Annotated in this window: 15 protein-coding genes; 1 reads left to right on the top strand and 14 read right to left on the bottom strand. The window is 48.7% G+C overall.

The genetic code is table 11. From position 1 onward, the window contains the following. The 13 genes from BMW43_RS02955 to BMW43_RS03010 all read right to left on the bottom strand — a co-directional run bounded on the left by BMW43_RS02955 (position 1) and on the right by BMW43_RS03010 (position 15,446). Positions 1–1,326, bottom strand: a complete 1,326-nt coding sequence (locus tag BMW43_RS02955; protein WP_091743906.1) for a histone deacetylase family protein — start codon at positions 1,324–1,326, stop codon at positions 1–3. A gap of 5 nt (positions 1,327–1,331) precedes the next feature. Next, positions 1,332–2,999: a hydantoinase/oxoprolinase family protein gene (locus tag BMW43_RS02960; protein ID WP_091743907.1), complete on the bottom strand. Its 1,668-nt coding sequence runs from the start codon at positions 2,997–2,999 to the stop codon at positions 1,332–1,334. A 1-nt stretch (position 3,000) separates the two neighbouring features. After that, the gene (locus BMW43_RS02965; protein ID WP_091743908.1) at positions 3,001–3,765 is read right to left on the bottom strand and encodes an acyl-CoA dehydratase activase; all 765 of its coding nucleotides are present in this window, start codon (positions 3,763–3,765) and stop codon (positions 3,001–3,003) included. Positions 3,766–3,771: 6 nt separating this feature from the next. After that, positions 3,772–4,746, bottom strand: a complete 975-nt coding sequence (locus BMW43_RS02970) for a 2-hydroxyacyl-CoA dehydratase family protein (RefSeq protein WP_091743909.1) — start codon at positions 4,744–4,746, stop codon at positions 3,772–3,774. A gap of 149 nt (positions 4,747–4,895) precedes the next feature. Then, complete coding sequence (locus tag BMW43_RS02975; protein ID WP_091743910.1) at positions 4,896–5,564, bottom strand: coenzyme F420-0:L-glutamate ligase; 669 nt, start codon at positions 5,562–5,564, stop codon at positions 4,896–4,898. Positions 5,565–5,584: 20 nt separating this feature from the next. Beyond that, positions 5,585–6,127, bottom strand: a complete 543-nt coding sequence (locus tag BMW43_RS02980) for a hypothetical protein (protein ID WP_091743911.1) — start codon at positions 6,125–6,127, stop codon at positions 5,585–5,587. 389 nt (positions 6,128–6,516) lie between these two features. Next, a complete protein-coding gene (locus BMW43_RS02985; RefSeq protein WP_091743912.1) occupies positions 6,517–6,933 on the bottom strand; it encodes an acyl-CoA thioesterase in 417 nt (138 codons plus the stop codon). After that, complete coding sequence (locus BMW43_RS21665; RefSeq protein WP_281246113.1) at positions 6,920–7,042, bottom strand: hypothetical protein; 123 nt, start codon at positions 7,040–7,042, stop codon at positions 6,920–6,922. Before BMW43_RS21665 ends, BMW43_RS02985 begins: the two co-directional genes overlap by 14 nt. Before the next feature lie 793 nt (positions 7,043–7,835). After that, positions 7,836–8,012, bottom strand: coding sequence for a hypothetical protein (locus BMW43_RS21000; RefSeq protein WP_177173441.1), 177 nt, complete (start codon positions 8,010–8,012; stop codon positions 7,836–7,838). Positions 8,013–8,263: 251 nt separating this feature from the next. Next, positions 8,264–9,031 (bottom strand): 4-hydroxy-tetrahydrodipicolinate reductase, encoded by a 768-nt coding sequence (locus BMW43_RS02995; protein ID WP_091743914.1) that lies wholly within the window; start codon positions 9,029–9,031, stop codon positions 8,264–8,266. A gap of 319 nt (positions 9,032–9,350) precedes the next feature. Then, a complete protein-coding gene (locus tag BMW43_RS03000; RefSeq protein ID WP_091743915.1) occupies positions 9,351–10,862 on the bottom strand; it encodes a phosphohexomutase domain-containing protein in 1,512 nt (503 codons plus the stop codon). A 267-nt stretch (positions 10,863–11,129) separates the two neighbouring features. Further along, positions 11,130–14,270, bottom strand: a complete 3,141-nt coding sequence (locus BMW43_RS03005) for an efflux RND transporter permease subunit (protein ID WP_091743916.1) — start codon at positions 14,268–14,270, stop codon at positions 11,130–11,132. Between the two features lie 12 nt (positions 14,271–14,282). Further along, positions 14,283–15,446: an efflux RND transporter periplasmic adaptor subunit gene (locus BMW43_RS03010; RefSeq protein ID WP_245732198.1), complete on the bottom strand. Its 1,164-nt coding sequence runs from the start codon at positions 15,444–15,446 to the stop codon at positions 14,283–14,285. 240 nt (positions 15,447–15,686) lie between these two features. Between BMW43_RS03010 and BMW43_RS03015 the strand changes: the two genes are divergently transcribed. Continuing rightward, a complete protein-coding gene (locus BMW43_RS03015) occupies positions 15,687–17,102 on the top strand; it encodes a DHA2 family efflux MFS transporter permease subunit (RefSeq protein ID WP_177173442.1) in 1,416 nt (471 codons plus the stop codon). Between the two features lie 172 nt (positions 17,103–17,274). On the opposite strand, the gene BMW43_RS03020 is transcribed toward BMW43_RS03015, so the two are convergent. Then, positions 17,275–18,522 carry a PTS galactitol transporter subunit IIC gene (locus BMW43_RS03020; protein ID WP_091743919.1) on the bottom strand — a complete coding sequence of 416 codons (1,248 nt, stop codon included), beginning with the start codon at positions 18,520–18,522 and terminating at the stop codon, positions 17,275–17,277. Positions 18,523–18,535 lie beyond the last annotated feature (13 nt).

Here is an 18,535-nt window from a genome sequence, read left to right on the forward strand (position 1 = left end):
TCATAATTTTTCTAGTTCCCAGTGCTGCTTATCCTGTAGCAAATAGTACCGGTATTCTCCCCGCTTTTTCGCCGCCAGCACCGCATCCTTGGCGGCACGGCGGCAAGCCGGGCAGGCATCCTTCGTTATTACGGCGGCAAAAGCCGACCGGTCCCGTTCCTGCCAGCCTTCTACCGCTGTCCCCAAAGTAAAATAGCCTGAACAGTCGGGGCAAAGCCGTACTTTTTCCGTCTGCCTCTCGCTAATGCCGCTTTCGTCATAATAGATGCTGCGGCTGCGGTGCCAAAACTCCCCAGACTCTTTGCATAATTGCCGGGCAAGTTCCTCCCGGCGCGGCCAAACCTTCAGCCAGTGTTCCGTCAATTTTCGAACGTACGCCTGTCGTTGCGAATCGCTGGTCTGCCGCTTATTAGTCAAGGGATCCGGTTCAACTACCTTATGATAATTCAATTCCGCCATAGCCAGAATGATTCCTGCATTGACGTACGGCAGCGCATCCTCAATGGAATAGCCGCCTTCCAATACGGCCATATCAGCCTTAAGCTTGTCGGCCAGACGGGCATAGCCCTGCGCCGTAACAGCCATGTTGGCCAGTGGGTCACTGTAATGATTATCTTGCCCGGCCGAGTTAATAATCATGTCCGGCTTAAAATCATTCAAGATTGGCAGCACCACCTGATCCAACACATAGTGGATATCCTCGTCGGCGGCTCCCGGCGGCAGCGGCAGGTTGATTGTTGTGCCAAACGCCGCCGGACTGCCGGCTTCCTCGACAAAGCCGGTCCCCGGATATAAAGTGCGTCCGTCCTGATGAAATGAGATGAATAGCGTATCCGGGTCATGATAGAAAATATCCTGCGTTCCGTCACCATGATGAACATCGGTATCCACAATAGCAACCCGTCGTATGCCATACCGCCGGCGCACATATTCTACCATGACAGCTTCCGTATTAATGGTGCAAAAACCCCGGATACCATGTACCACCCGCATGGCATGATGTCCCGGCGGCCGGACCAGCGCAAAGGACCGTTTCACCTCCTGCCGCATGACCGCATCGGCTGCCGTCATCACGCCGCCGGCAGCGACTAAATGAGCATCAGTCAGCAGCGACTTAAGGTCGGGTACTCCGATATGAACCATTTCGATATCCTTCAAGTCTGCCATGCGCGGCTTATATTCCACAATACCGGGCAAGTCTAAAAGTCCCTCCTCCAGTATCTGGTCCCGCGTATATAAGAGCCGTTCTTCCCGTTCCGGATGGCTTGGACTGATCGCCCAGTCAAAGGCCGGAAAAAAAACTAACCCAAGCTTATTTTTATCCATTTCCCTTACCTCCGGTCGCTTATGCCGTCAATCGTACTTAAAACTCCCGGTTTAATTTGCATACGCAACGTAATCAGTTTGCCTGCCGTATGGAAGCCTCTGACCATGTTGAATTCTTCCGCATAGACAGCTTCACTGTCGGCCAGGTCAACTCCTGCCTGCGCGGCCCGTTCGGCCAGACTTTTTTCAGCCAGTCGCCGGGCCTCGCTCATACCGAACGGTTTGACAGTCAGTGAGCCACGCTCGCCCATTTCCGCCACCGTATAATAGCCTTGCTCAGTATCGGCCCGGAAAGTAATATCCAGCGTCGGTCGGGCTACAGCAGCACCAATGGCATTGGCCACTTGCGCCCCGTCAGGGATGTGACATTCCAGCCCCAGCGAATCGGCAACCAGCGGTACCAGACCGCCGGCGGCGCCACCGACACCGATCAATAACCGGGGCGTGAACAATTCGCCATGCACAATATCTGCTACCCGATATACCGGTTCGGCAGCCTGCTCGGCAAGCATCCGCTTAATAGCCTGGCAGATACACCCGGCCGTCGCTGTCAGCACTTCTTCTGCCGCTGCAGCGGGCGTCTGACCGGCAACCGCTACCTGTTGCATAGCGGCTTGGGCCTGCCCGGTGTTCCCTAGCTGCACTTTTTGAGCCACAACCAGGGCATCGCTGACGGTAGGCGCCGGTCCGCCCAAGGCCATGGGCGCCCCTTGACGCATTGGTCCAATTTTCAATTCGCCATTTTCCCGGCGAACCAGACTGTCACCGCCAATTCCCACCGAACTCAGCCGAAAACCGCGCACGGCCGTAGGATAGCCGGCAACAGCCGCTCCCCGGGAGGCAAATAAGGGCCTTCCTTCCTGCCATAAGGCAATATCGGTCGTCGTACCGCCAATATCCAGCGATACCGCCGGTACTTCCGGCGCCGCCAAAGCCATGATCCCCAGCACACTGGCCGCCGGACCGGTAAAGATGGACTCAACCGGCAATTCTTTGGCCGCCGCCAAAGGCAATGTTCCCCCGTCGGCTTTCAGGATATAAACAGGCGCCGTAATCTCCCGCTGCAGCAAGGCGGCTTCTACCGCCTGGGCAAACTCTCGAAATACCCGCCACACCGCCGCATTGTAATAAGCGGAATTGGTCCGCCGCAAAAAATTCAGCGTTCCGGCCATTCCGGCTCCCAAGCTTATATGGCGGGGATGATTGGCTTTCCTAAGCGTACCGGCTGCCAGCATTTCCTGCTCGGGATTACGCACGGCGAATTTGCCGGACACAGCCAATACCTTATAGGACGCCAGCTTTTGCGCTGCCTCAACCAGCTCGCTTTCGGCCAGCGCTAATCGTTTCCGGCCGCGGTGGTCGGTATAACCGGTTAAGATAACCGGCTCTTGCGGCACATACCCGGCAATATCCAACCCCGGACCGGGAATTAGGACAAGCCCCACCTGATCAGTTTTATTTTCGATCAAAGCATTGGTCACAATGGTGGTCGAAAGGGAAATCCGCTCGATCGCCCGGCGATCCATTCCCTCCAGCACCTGATCCAGCACCGCAAGAATGCCCGACAGTAAATTCCCATGAGTTGTCGGTACTTTGGTCTGCACAAGCACTTGTCTGTCCTTCACAATAACCGCATCGGTAAACGTACCGCCTACATCAATTCCCACCAGCATATTACCGCCTCTTTTCCTGAGCATGGCAGACGCAGCCGATAGCCCCGTTAAGCTGGGGGAACGCCGGAACAACCACAGGCACGCCCAGTTCCCGCTCGAGCATCTTCCGAATGCCGCTGCCCTGAGCCACACCGCCGGTAAATACGAGCGTGTCGCCAACCAAGGCCCTTAACATCGGTTTTATCCGTCTGACAATGGAATAATTGACGCCTGCTGCCAGTTGCGCTGTGCTATAACCTTCCACAATACGGCCAATCAATTCGGACTCGCCAAAAATCGCGCAGGTTGCGTTCAGCTCTACCGGGTCAGCCTCATACCGGCTTAGTTCGGCAACATCTATGCCCAGCACGGCAGCCATGTTTTCCAAGTAACGGCCGGTACTGGCCGCGCATTTGTCATTTGTTTCAAAGTCAATCATTTTACCTTTTTTCACCTTAATCACCTTGCTGTCCTGACCACCCAGATCAAGCAGGGTAAAATCAGTCAGACCCGTCTGGTATACCGCCCCCAGGGCATGGGCCTTCAGTTCAGGTATCACGGTGGCTCCGGCAATTTGTATGGTATTGCGCCCATAGCCGGTGGCTACTACAGCCTCCACCCGTTCAAACCCTAAAGCGGCAAAATCAATCACCAGCCCCGCTTCCTTACGGGTACCGTATTCACGATAAAATTGAACGGTTTCAAACACGTGCTTATCCTGAAGGCCGGCTTCGTCAGCCAGGACGAGCTTGACGCTGCGGCTGCCTAAATCAATCCCGCACAGCATAATCACTCACCTCAACATTTCCAGAAAGCTGTCGATGCGCAGTTTAGTCCGGGCATCCAGTTTACCCGGTTTATCACCTTCGATCGTCAACACCGGTATATCGAGCTTTTCCCGGAAAATCATATCTTCAATCTGACGGTAGCAAAAACTCTGCACATAATGCAAAATGCCGTCAATATTGCGGCGTTCCAGTTCCGCCCGGATATCACGAATCCGGCCGAATACGCCGTATGGATAGGTGTAAAGCCGGTATTGTTCCACAATGTCCTGTACTTCAAAAGGCATGGAAAACTGGCGCTGCACTTCGTTAAAAACCACTCTCGCCCCTTGCTGCTCAATATACCCGTATAGATCGGTAAAAATCGGCGGCACACCGATATAGGCCAGCCGGACATCCTCCGTTCTTTCCGCCGCCTGCCTTGCCTCTTTAAGAAAACAGTCCACATCGGCTTCAAACTCATCGGGGTTGCCGTTGAAATCACTGCAGGAAACCTGATATAAATGATTATAAAAGCCGCTCACTACATTATCCTGCCAGGTTAGTTCATCCAGCTTCGCCACCTTTTTCCGTATAACATCAAGCCGTTTTTTCACCTGATCGACCGCAGCCCAGTCGGTGCCCAGACGGGTTATCAATTTATCCATCTGCAGTTTTAGCAAATCATAGTCCCGGTCAAAGGGATAGGCAAAGGGAATGGTCTCTATTCCGGCCAGTTCATAGGTTTCCATTAAGGCATGAGTATTGCTGCAGTCACCCTGGGTAACGGCAATAACCTGTTCAAAATCCCCCTCCAGCACGACCGAATACAGACCCTTGATCCAGCCGCACAAATTGCGGGGATAACCGGCCTCTTCCGCCGCCTCCACCAGCCGAACGGCTTGCTGATTGGTAATAAAGATATTATTCAAATCCACCGGAATATATCCGGCCGCCAAAATGATTTCAACGGGAACGGTAGTCGTAATCGCAATATTTGCCATGCCCTAACTCTCCTAGTTGCAAATTCCCCGCCGGGAGATAAGAAAGAGGATAGTCTAGTCTATCCTCTTTTTCCGGTCTTTCATACCATAGGCCCGGCACGCCGGGCTGTTAAAGCTGCTTTGCCGGAAAACGCCATGGCGCTGTCTATTTACGCTTCACCACTGTCGGCAGCTTCCAGCAACGCGTAGTTTTTAATAATAACAATCGGTGTACGCTGTGATGCGTTGCCAAAAGGATTATCAATTAAAATTCTGGCCAATTTCTTAGGGTCCAATCCGCTGGACACACCTAATACAGCAGCCCGTTTCAAATCGTTTACATCGGCTACTGCCGCGCCGTAACAACCCAGGCGCGTTTTGATTTCCTCCGCCACGTTCTGCGGATTCTTCGGTCCATAGACCAAATGCTTGTCAAACGGCGGCATAGTCCCTGTCACATCATCAATCAGCGCCGCCTGTTCGCCGGCCATTTCATAAAAAACACCGTTTTTACCGACCAGTTTAGCCAGCACGCCCATGATCATAGCGAATAACACACGCCATTTTCCTTCGGCGTCCATCGCCGCCTGCATGCCGTAGACGCTGGACAAACTGCCCTTTTGCGGTACAAACCGGTTTAATATTTTCGCCAAAAAGCAAACTTTCATTTCCTCCGGACGCACCAGCCGTCCCTGCGTAATGGCAACTACGCTTTCCGCTACTGAAACGATATCATGGGGTCCGATGTTCTGTTTTGCATATTCCTCAATGGCATCTACAATATTATCCTTATGTGTCAACAACCGGGTACGAACCGGTATCAATTCAAGTTCAGCCATGTGTGTCTGCCTCCTAATATCTAGGCTTGCGCCTTTTGTCCCGCCTCATAGGCCTGCCGCAACTCGGCGGCGTCAATATAAAGCCGCGACCCTTTGGCAAGATACCATTCACTGCGGGCCACCACCTGGTACACAATATCCAGCGACATGTCCACCATGTCCGGCAGCGTCCTGGCAATATCCTTATTCTTTGCAGTCAGGATCAGTGTCACATCCACAGCCTGGCCCGTACCAAACGGTACAATAAGCGCTTCCCAGTATGCATCGGTACGCGGCGCCGTTTCAAGCGCCAGACGGGAAACCACTTCCACTCCGTCATACTGCTCATAGGGCAGCAGATGCCGCGTATAAGCATCCATGATGGTTCCATCCTGCGTTCCCTTGTTGATAAAAGGAACTCGGCAGGTAAACGCCGCCATCACTTCATTAGCTTCGGTCAATGTAAACTTCGTACGCTGATCTACCAAAAATTCAAATTCGGCATCACCCTGGCGGGCAATATACAGCCAAACCGCTAAAATCAGCACTATTGCCAACACTACAATCACATTTAAGAAATCCACAACCTGGCCCCCATTTTCTATTTGTTTTGGCTATACCCGGCAATAATCCGCCTGGTTCGCCATGATCTGCTATTGATCTACGCCTTTTTATACCAAGAGTTTCTATGTATTCTTACCAAATTCCTGCAAATTAACTAGAGTGTGTCTTCAAAATAACGGAATGATTTATGGCGAGGGATTTTTGCGCCAGACGAGTTATACCCTAAAGGGCACACGAAATTTTGCAGGAATAGCGGCCCTATTTCAAAAAATTTAATGAAGTCTGGCCCAAAAAGCACCGCTAGGAATCGTTTCGGATAATTTGAAGACACGCCCAAACCTAATTAAGGAATTATCCGCCAACGACCAATGCAGTCCAACCGTCTCCACTGCGAGATATACTGCTATACTTACAAGCTCTCTGTCTTATTTTGCGCCGCCTGCAATAACTCATAATAACGGCCGGACAGTCGCACTATTTTTCCATTAGTATCGGTAAATACATTCTGCGTATACCCTTCAGCCAGCAATATTCCGTCCCGCTCCCGTATAACCCGGTAAGTAAACTCCATCTTCGCCTTAGAAAGCACTTGGGGAATTGTCTCAATCAATATATAATCATCAAATCTGGCAGAGGCGCGGTACTGGCAGCTCACCTCGGTAATCGGAAACACAATCCCGTCAGCCATTAAATCCAGCAATAAAATCCCGGCTTGACGCAAAAACTCAACCCGTCCCATCTCAAACCAGCGAAAATAATTGGCATGATGAACCACTCCCATCATGTCCGTCTCAACAAACCGAACTTTTTCTCTAACTGTCACCATGACCGTCATCAGCCCTTTCCATGTACCATTCTCCTTCCCGCGTAAGGCATTCACTGGGAAACTCCAGCAAGACTGCCTTCAGCAAGACCACCATCCCGTTTGTACGCAAGACAGCTCGCCTCTTTCGGAACATGCAAAAAAAAGCACGCCCTGCATGCGTGAACAATCTTTCCTTATTGTACTGCCCTTTGCGTTGTTTGTCAAAAAACACCTTTTTCGACCGGCCGGTGCCAAACAACTCCTGTCAAGTTTCCGTTACCGGCTTAACATGCCCGGAGAACCACCTGTCAGAAGGAGGCTAAGCCTTCCCTACATAAAAAAAGAGCCCGAAGGCTCTCTGTATCTTACCGGATGCTGCTCCAGGCACTACGAAACAGATGAAGAAAAGACTGGGGGGATGCTTCTTTCACAGGACTCTGATAATTAGATACGGTCACTACCAGCCCACATCTGGAACACCGGGTGAAACACCTTTTATCTGCCAAGCCAACAGGTGTAATATCCACTGTCTCATACTTATTACCGCCGCACCGACATCTGCTTTTGCCCAAATTCTCCAGCCCCCTTATATTCTTTTACATAATAGTACCATAGTCCCGGCAACCAGTGCAAAAGTCCTATTTCCTTTAAAATATCAAAAAGTATCCAATTAGATAAAATATACAATATCATATGTAAATTTTATCTAAATAAATCATTTTTCACCAAATAGCGCCATAATCCTTGCTAAAATTCATCATTTTTATTTTTATAACCGGTTTGTTCCAATAAAAAAGCCGGGGTTGCCAATCCCCGGCCATCTAACGTAAAGTCGTATCACTGTATATGATAAGGTTTTCCAACCAAATAGAAATTCCGGACTGTTTCTTGCGACAAAATGACAGAACGCCGCAAGACAGTCGCTATTGATGGTTTTTATTGTTTTCCTCGATTATGCTTTTATATATCACATTATTTTTTAAATCGTTTTGAATATACGTGTCAAAGAAAGCCATTCTGGCTGCCGTTAGAAAAACCACCAGCAAGAATACCGCCACAGTGATCCAAAGCACGTTCCATAGCTTCTTTAAAAATTCCACAAACATTCCCCCTTGCCTTTGCTGCTTGTCCTAGTCAGAAAGCTGTTTCATCTTTTTTACATTTTTTTTTACATTTTTTATACATTTTTCTTTACCAAATTGGTATAATGATATCGCTGCAATCCCTCCACAAATTTGTGGAGAAAAGGTCAATCGTTTTCCACCGGTTGGCCTTCTTTTTTATCTAAGGGCATTATACCATAGTTTGCGTTTGGGGGAAGAGCTTTATTTAACTAAGCTTTTCACACTGATTAATAAACAGGAATATGATTACGGAACATATCTGCAACGATATTTTCCATATGATACATCCCTGTAGGCTGATTGATAATATGCTTTACTGCAAAAATTGCCCCTTGGCCAAAAGCGGCCCGTGATACACTCTCGTGGGATAAACGGATGGTCTGATTAGGCATACCAAAAACAATCTGATGATTGCCGACAATTCCGCCAACCCGGATAGAATGTACATGTCGCGCGGCGTCTAAATTTAGTGCTTCGGCTATTTTTTTCGCCGTACCGGAAACTTCCTTTTTTTCACCAAAGTGTTCCTCGACAATTTCAATGTCTGCATGAGGAGCAATCTTCTGCAATACCTGAGCCGCCACCAACAGTACATTAATTCCCAGTGTAATATTAGGAGAATACAGCACTGTCGTGGATTTAGCGTATTCCCGCAACTGCTTCAGTTCCGCTTCGCCATATTTTGAGATGGCCGATACAATAGGAATTTTAAGTTCAGCTGCCGGCCGATATTCATAAACTCCGGCCGCACTGGAGAAATCAACAATAGCATCTACCTTTCTTTCCAGAAAGAAAGTGTCTGTGATATCCGTCATGGAGTATATATCGCCTGCCTCAAATTCATAGCCCAGCAAACGACTGGCATATTTATGATGACTTTCATAACCTTTACGAACAACCCATTCAAGCAAAAATGAATCGTTCCGCAAGAATTCATTAGCTATAATTTTGCCTGTCTTTCCAAAGCCAAATAACCCAATACGAATCTTTTCCATACACCACACTTCCTTTCTTAAAAAGTCATTACATTTTGACGATAGATGAAAAAAATGAAGCCTTTATTAAAGACTCCATCTTAAACTAATACGACTAAATCAACTGTCCCTGGTTTTATATAATTATCAAAATTAGATTTATCAACTAACAACCTTATTCGAAAATAAAAAGTTGTTAGTTGATTTATTTTACCTTATTTTCAGCAAAAATGCAAGTCATAACCTGCTAAAAAAGGCCCTCCCAGCAGGTTATGCCGAGAGGGTCCTTTCATCCCAAAACAGGCTTGGGGATGTCTGACGGCCTCGCCTTTACCTGTTATTAGTGAAACGAATAAACCAGTTTTTCAAACTTTTTAAAGAAAGGGGTAAGCTTACTTAGCATGACGGCCACCCCGCCAGGTACGTCCGACTCAATATTCAATGCCAATACCGGCTCATGCAACGACAGCCGCAATAAGAACCAGCCCTGTCCGGATGAGGTGTTATCGGTGATCCTGACTCCTTCATAATTATTGGGAACCAGACTCCAGCCCTCTACCGTTTTCGCATACTCCTCAATAGTCTGAATAACCTCCGTACCATATTCTTTAAAAGCGTCTACCGTAATACCCAGCCGGAAATCAACACTTTCACTGGGAACTTTCAGGTCCTTGATCAAGCTCTGGATTTCCAGCCCCTGCTCGCGCAAAGTTGCCATGGTAATCAGTATCTTAGCGATAAGATAGGCTCCGTCATCAAGGAAATAATTTTCTTTTAAAGCGGCATGGCCGGAGGTTTCAATGGCTAGATGACTTTCTTTGCCTTCCTGATTTAAGCGCTTCGCTTCATTGATTACATTCTTGTAGCCCCGTTTAAAACGGTGATGCACCCCGCCCAGTTGCCCAATAAACTCTCCCAGTCCGGTGGAGGTTATTGAATCTGTTACGATGTAGGATTGGGGATGCTCTTTCAGCACGATGGCGGACAGCAAGGCAATCAAAGCGTTGCGGTTGATTTCGTCGCCGTCGGAACTAACCACAGCCGCCCGGTCCACATCGGTATCAAAAATAATGCCCAAATCGGCCTTATTCTTCAATACAGCGGCTTTGATGGCTTCCATGGCCGCCGGATTTTCCGGGTTTGGCGCATGATTGGGAAAATGACCGTCAGGCTCCAGGAACTGGCTGCCCGTTGTATCGGCCCCTAAAGGCTGCAATACTTTGCCGGCAAAAAAACCGCCTGCCCCGTTTCCGGCATCCACAACAATTTTGCAGCCTTGTAACGGTCTTTCGTAATTGACTTTGGAATTAACGCCCTGACGGATCGTATCGACCAATACCTTCGCATAAGAATCAATCAGGTTGGCTGCCTGCACCGTGCCATTATCGCGCCCTGTCCCGGTGATCCCCTGGGAGGCAAGCTCCAACACAGCCTGAATATCTTCCTTTTCACAGCCTCCCGCTTTGGTAAATAACTTCAGTCCGTTATAGTAAAAGGGCAAATGGCTGGCAGTAACCATGATGGCTCCGTCACAGCTATATTCGTCCAATACAGTGGTCATAAACATTCCTGGCGTCGTCCCTAATTGGCAGTCATACACCTGGCAACCTTCCCGGGTAAGCCCTTCAATCAGCGCAGCTTTTAAAGCCGGCCCTGACAAGCGCGAATCCATACCAATCGCCACTTTACAATCACCAGTATTCTTTTTCGTCTTAGCCGACAACCAGGTAATAAAGCCGTAGGCAATAGCCCTCACCTTATCCTCCGTAAGATTCACCGCTTTGCCTTCAGTCGCAATGGCAATCCCCCGTATATCTGTCCCGTTTTGAAGTTTTTTCCACATTTCGTCCATCAGTCTACCTGCCTATCTGAGTATTTTTTTTGCTATCTTTGCAGATTATTTCTCGGGAAATATCCATCTCTATAGTATCACACTTTCCGCATCCTCTGCATCACCTAATGGAAAATTTTATCCAGCAACTCTCGACAAAGGCCTTACAGGAAAAGTATTAAAATGACAAAAAAATCACACTTTCCCTTCTTTAAAGTTCAAAGTACAGATAATCTGCAATACGTGTCGTGTCAGGCGTCTGCTAAAGCAGACGCCTGACACGTTTTATTATCCCTTCTCATTTTGCCTTGTCCGCAACCTATTCACCCGTTCGGTCACCTGCTCCACGACTACAAACAAGACAGGAATTAAAAAAATACCGCAAACGGTAGCCATAAGCATACCGCCGACTACCGCCGTACCCATCGAGTTTCGGGCGCCGGCGCCTGCCCCTGTGGCAATGGCCAGAGGAATACAACCAATGATAAACGCTAAGGAGGTCATCAAAATAGGACGCACCCTGATTTTGGCGGCCTCGACAGCGGCCTCGACCGGTGTCAGTCCCGCCTCAACTCTCACTTTGGCAAATTCGACAATTAGAATAGCATTCTTAGCGGCCAACCCAATCAACATGACCAGACCGATCTGCATATAGATGCTATTCTCCAGATTCCGTATATATTGGAACAGGAAAGCACCAAATACACCGGTCGGCACCGAAAGAAGCACCGCCAGAGGAATACTCCAGCTTTCATACAGCGCGGCCAGACATAAAAACATAAAGAGAAAGGCCATGCAGAAAATAATAGCCGTTCGCCCGCCGGATATCTTTTCCTCCCGGCTCTGCCCGGACCATTCATAGGTATAGCCGCTGGGCAAGGTTTGCGCTGCCACTTCCTCCAACGCAGTCATCGCCTGTCCTGAACTATAGCCTGTCCCCTGGGTAGCGTTAATTTGTATGGCCTTGACGCCATTATAGCGGCTAATTGTCGTAGGCGCGACAACCTTTTTGGGTTTTAACAGTGTATTTAACGGCACCATGGTACTATTTGCACTTTTCACAAAAAAATACTGGGTAGCGTTGATATCACGGCGAAAATCCGTATCTGCCTGCAGCGTGACTTTATAGGAACGGCCAAACTTATTAAAGTCATTGACCTGCTTACCGCCCAGGAAAACCTGCAGCGCCGTAAACACATCATCAATCTCAACCCCCAACTGCTCGGCCTTGTCACGGTCTATTTCATATTCATAGCCCGGGGTATTGGCCTTAACAGCCGTTGTGATCGAGGCCAGTTCCGGCCGCGCCTGCGCAGCCTCAACAAATTTGTTGGCCACGCTGTCCAGCTCAGCCATCGTACCACCGCCCCGGTCTTCAATCATCAAGGTTAAGCCGCCGACCATGCCCAGACCGGGAAGACCGGAAGGTGCGAAGGAAATGACTGTTCCCTCGGCAAGCCCTGCACCGGCTTGCATTGTCTGACTGATTTCCCCTTTCACCTGCGTATTGGCAGTTTCCCGCTCACTCCAGGGATTGAGCGAAACAAACATGGCTCCACTGTTCGTCTTGGAACCACCGCCCAGCATATCCATGCCGGCCAGGGACATGACCGTCTTGATCCCTGACTGTTGCAGCACGTTTTGGCTAAACTCCTTCATCACTGCCATCGTACGGTTCAAGCTGGCAGCTTCCGGCAGGGTAATGGCGGTCATATAGTAGCCCTGGTCTTCCTCGGGAATAAACGATGAAGGCACCATTTTATACAAACCGCCACACAAGATGACCAGAACCAAGAGCAGCACCATGCATAACCGGCTTTTGGCAATCACCTTATGCAGGCCCTGGCCATAGCGGGCCACAGTTCTCTCAAACCAGCCATTAAACTGTGAAAACATCTTTTGCAGAAAACTGTTTTCCTTACCTGTTTCGTGCGGCTTTAGCAGCATGACACAAAGCGCCGGCGTCAGCGACAGAGCAACCAGTGCCGATAGTCCCATTGAAACGACAATAGTCAGAGCAAATTGTTTATACAAAATCCCCGTCGTACCGCCAAAGAAAGCCACCGGCAAAAATACCGACGCCAGAACAAAAGCAATGGCTACTACCGGACCGGAAACCTCTTGCATCGCTTTCCGGGTTGCTTCCTTCGGTGATAATCCGCCATAACGCATATGATGTTCAACCGCCTCAATAACCACAATGGCATCATCCACCACCAACCCAATAGCCAGTACCATGGCAAACAAGGTAAGTGTATTAATGGTAAAACCAAGCAATTTAAAAGCGGCAAAGGTTCCCAGCAGTGATACCGGGATCGCCAGTACAGGAATCAAGGTAGCCCGCCAGCTTTGTAAAAAAACAAATACCACAAGAATGACCAGCAGCAGGGCTTCAAAAAAAGTTTTAGAAACCTCCCGCATGGATTCCCGCACAAAGTCAGAGGTATCGACCACAATTTTATACTCGAGACCGTCAGGGAAATTTTTCGAGGCGTTCTCCAATACTTGTTTGACTTTGCTGATCGTTTCCAGCGCATTGGCATCACTGGTCAGTTTTACGCCAAAACCAACGGCAGTATGACCGTTTAAAAGACTGTCATAATTGTAATCCTCGCTGCCTAATTCCACTCGGGCAATGTCTTTCAGCCGGATAAAGCCGCCGTCGGTTTTTGTTCTCACAACAATATTTTCAAATTCCTCCGGATCGCTTAACCGGCCTTTTACCCGTGTCGTATACTGAAATTGTTGCTTAGAGTCGACCGGCATTTTGCCTACCGCACCTGATGCAGCCTGGATGTTCTGGGCTTCAACAGCCGCAACGACCTCATCTACCGAAACGGCAAGCTGGGCCATTTTTTCCGGCTGTAACCAAATACGCATGCTGTAACTTGAGCCAAAAGCGCTTACTTCACCTACACCGCTCACTCGTTTGATATCATCAATCAGATAGAGCGTCCCGTAGTTTTTAATAAACTTGGCATCAAAGCTGTCGTCCGGTGACCAGAGATTGAACATCAGCGACATGTCCTGTGATGCTTTACGAGTGGTAACACCCGTTGACTGTACCGTACTGGGCAGCGAAGCATTAGCCTGAGCAACCCGATTCTGCGCCTGTACGGCGGCCGTATCCGAATCTTTTTCTGTTTCGAACTGAATGCTTAATTGATAGGAGCCGGAATCGCTGCTGGTAGAAGACATGGCCACCATATCTTCTACACCATTGACCTGTTCTTCAATAACCTGCGCCACCGTTTGATCCACTACGTCGGCATTGGCTCCCTGGTACGTGGTGCTTACGGAAATGGTCGGCGGCGAAATTTTGGGATATTGCGCCACCGGCAGGGTCCAGGCGGAGGTTATTCCCAAAAGCGTAATGATTACTGATAAAACGATAGCAAAGATAGGACGTTTAATAAAGAAATTAGCCATTCAAACGCCTCCCTACTGCTGGCTGAAAGCAGCTGCCTCGCCTGCTTCCAGCACAGTTACCGCTAAAGCAGTACCTTTTTTTACTTTATCGATCCCTTCGACAATAACGGTTTCCTCACCCGTAAGACCTTCTTCTACCACCCACATATCACCGACTTGATTACCCAATTTTACCTGCCGGCTCTCTGCCTGGTTATCCGCTGTGACCACCATGACAATGGTTTTATCCAAAAGCTCCTTAACAGCCTTTTGGGGAATTAACACAGCATCTTTTTTGATTTCTCCCTGCGCCACAATTTTGGCAAACATGCCTGGCGACAATAAATTATCGGGATTTTCAAAGGCCGCCTTCATAGTGATAGTTCCCGTATTCTCATCAAGTCCGCGATCAACTTGCTCAATTCGTCCCGCCAACGGATATTGTGTACCATCACTAAGCGTAAGGATAACATGATCTTTAAGCGAAGCAGGCAGCATGCCATTGCCGCTGCGCAGAAGCTTCAAATATTCATTTTCACTCATCGTAAACTGTACCCAGACAGGATTAACCGAGGATACCGTTGCCATCGTAGTCGAACCGGCCACAACATAGTAGCCCAGACTTACATCATTAATATCAATGCGGCCATCCACAGGCGATACAATTAATGTATCCCGTTCATTTTCGACTGCCTCCCGTAAGGCCGCCTGGTTTGCCTCCACGGCAGCCTCGTCCTCCTCGGCCTGGGATTGATAAGAATCGGCAGTTTCCCGGGCAATGGCATCCTGGCTGGCTAACGCGGCATAACGATCAGCCGTTCGCCGGGAGCTTCTGAGCGTAGCCTGTGATTTATCCAGTGTTGCCTGTGCTGATTTAATCGCCGATACATATTGCTTGTTATCAACCCTGAATAACGGCTGGCCTTTATTCACCTTTTCCCCACCGTTAACCATCTTGGCTACAATGTTACCCGATACCTTGGACATAACCTTTACTTCATTCTTCGCTTTTACTTTCCCGACAAACTCATATGTAATGGGGACATCCTTTTTCACTACCTGCATTGCTTTTACCGCTACAGGTTGTTCGGTCTGTATCGTTTTCTTGTTTAGCCAGCCGCTGTAAATAGCAAGTCCCGCTAACAGAATCGCCACAACTCCCAAATACACATACACTTTACGTGAACTCTTAATCAAAGCCCTTCCCCCTCTCAAAGCATTTAGTAAATGCTTGTTTTTGCTCTCATCATGCATTATAATAAACAAGCATTTAGTAAATATATAATTATAGTTAATTTTTATTTACTAAATGCTTATATGTATGGTAGCATTGACCCAATTGTATTGTCAATACGAAATCGGACGGATCAGTTTATAAACTTTTGCCGCTGCTTTCCATTGTCAATAGCAAGCAACCTAACAGTAAAGGAGACCATAATGAAAACCAATCCAGCAAATTCTCCCTTTCAAATGGGCGCTGTACTCCTAGCAAATTCCATCATTACCTTCCTCGGCATACTCTCTGAAACAGCATTAAATATCGTTTATTCTTCCTTGATGGATGAATTTGAAGTTTCAGCTTCCACCGTTCAATGGCTGACAACCGGCTATTTTCTGACCTTAGCGGCGCTTATTCCTTTATCGCCGCTGTTTGTCAAACAATACCCTTCAAAAAAACTTTTTCAAACAGCAGCTTTATTGTGCCTGGCCGGCACTTTGCTTTGCGCACTTTCCACCAACTTCATGCTGCTTTTGCTCGGGCGGATTATTCAGGCCATCGGCACCAGCATCGCTTTGCCGCTGATGATTAATATAATCCTGGAAAAAATCCCCGTCTATAAACGGGGCAGAATCATGGGGGTGGTCGGGTTAATCACTTCTTTTGCACCTGTATTAGGTCCGATTTTTGGCGGTGCCGTATCCGAATGGCTAAACTGGCATTGGATTTTTTTCTTTATGCTGCCCCTGCTCGTCATTTCCTTTATGTTGGGCAGCAAATATATCATGGATATTCATCAACCCACAAAACTGCCCCTCGATTATAGCTCCATTCTGCTCTCCACCCTGGCCTTTACCGGAATGATTTACGCGATTAGCCGCTCCACCGAGCTCGGCTGGTATCACGGGGAAGTACTGGGCTGCCTGAGTATGGGTATTATCAGTCTTGCTGCTTTTATCAAACGTCAGCTCTCCCTTGATCAGCCGTTACTGCAAGTACATATCTTTACCTACCCGCTGTTTACCACAGGGGTCGGCATTGTCATGCTCAGCATGATGATCGTTTTGGCGGCAGGTTTTATCCTGCCGCTTTACTTACAAAAAGCCCTCGGTTATTCCAGCTTCACTGCGGCACTGGCCCTGCTGCCCGGTGCCCTCACAAACGGAATCATGGCCCCTGTTAGCGGAAGAATTTTAGATAAGAGAGGACCTTTTCTTTTACTTTTAGTAGGCTTTATCCTGGTAAGCATTACCGTATATATCTTTTCCGTCTTTTCCTGCCCGCTATATATGGTGCTGCTGCTATATACCGTTTTTATGTTTGGTGCCTCCATGCTGGCCATGCCGGCTCAAATCCATGCCCTGAATCAAGTAGCCAAACCCTATAATGCGGATGCCACTGCCATTATCAATACCTTGCAACAATTGTCCGGCGCCTTGGGCACAGCACTGGCCTCCAGCATCTTCACCGCCACCACCGGTGCCCTGCTCGCTGCCGGCACCAACTCCTCCGCAGCATTCCAGGCTCAGGCTGTCACCCTGGGCACTCAAAAAACTTTTCTCTTCCTGCTCTTCTTATCACTTCTGGGTTTGTATCTGGCAGCCACTACCCGGAAAAGCACAGGCCAAAATTAAATACCTTTCGGCACAAGAAAGCGGCACCACCCATTATAAAAGGTGGTGCCGCTTTGCTATGCAATGTTAGGGCGTGTTTGTAAACTATCCGAAACGCTCCCTGACGGTGCTTTTGGGGCCATGCTTCCTTAAATTTTTTTGAAATTTGCAAACACGCCCTAGGAAACAGCGATTAAATAAAGGCAAAGAGTTTTACCAAAATCCAGGTCAGCGGATTGGCTCCGTCACACAAGGAGGAAATATAAGTGGCGTTGGCCGGGAATTTAAAGGCGGCGTCAATAGCGGCCGTAGTATGCAGTGCGCTAATGTTGGTAGCGATCAACAGTCCTACGGCAATTACAATAGCGCCAATAATGACTGACCGGAATACATTACCGCGGCAGACGGGAGCGACCATAGCCACCATAAACGGGATGGTTGCCAAATCACCAAAGGGCAGTACCCGGTTGCCCGGAATAATAATAGCCAGAATAATGCAGATAGGTACCAGTATAATGGCTGTGGTAATCGCAGCCGGGTGGCCTACGGCAATGGCCGAATCCAGTCCGATATAAAATTCCCGCCCGGAGAAGCGTTTCTGGAAGAATATTCTGGCCGCTTCGGAAACAGGCATCAAGCCTTCCATCAACACCTTGACCATCCGCGGCATTAAGAACATAACCCCGGCCATCGACATAGCCAACTGCAGAATTTCCTTTACACCGAAGCCGGCAAAGCCGCCCAGCGCGGCGCCCAGCACCAGGCCCAGAATGACCGGCTCGCCAATTACGCCGAACTTCTCCTGAATTACATCGGTATCCAGATCAATCTTATTTAAACCGGGTATTTTATCGAAAAGTGCATTTAAGGGAATAGCAATCGGCACATAGGCCGCCGAAAATCCATGAGGCAGCGAAATGCCGGGAATACCGTAGAACTTCTGGATCATCGGGGCCGTCCAGTCGCCCAGCTTTAATACAATGACTACGTTAATGGCTGCTGCAATACAACCCATCAAAAAACTGCCGGTCAATACATTGACCATGGCTCCGGTAAAAGCAAAATGCCAGAAATTCCACAGGTCAACATTCACGGTTTTCGTCGTCCGGGTCAACAGCATGATAAAGTTAACGGCTAAGCCAATGGGAATGATAAAGGCGCCGACTTTGGAGGCAAAAGCAATCCCCGCCGCCGCCGGCCAGCCGACATCAATGACATTAAGCTCGATGCCCATTTTGGTGACCATGCCCTGGGCGGCCGGACCAATGCTATTGACCAGCAAGCCAATCACTAAATTAATGCCGATAAAACCTACTCCAATGGTAATCCCGGAACGAAAAGCCTGACCGGGCTTTTGCCCAAGTCCCCAGCCCAATAAAAAGATGATAATGGGTAACATAACGGTAGCGCCGAGGTCCAAAATAAACTTAATTGCGTCCATTCATTACACCTCC

This window comes from Propionispora vibrioides (assembly GCF_900110485.1).
Lineage (GTDB): Bacteria > Bacillota > Negativicutes > Propionisporales > Propionisporaceae > Propionispora > Propionispora vibrioides.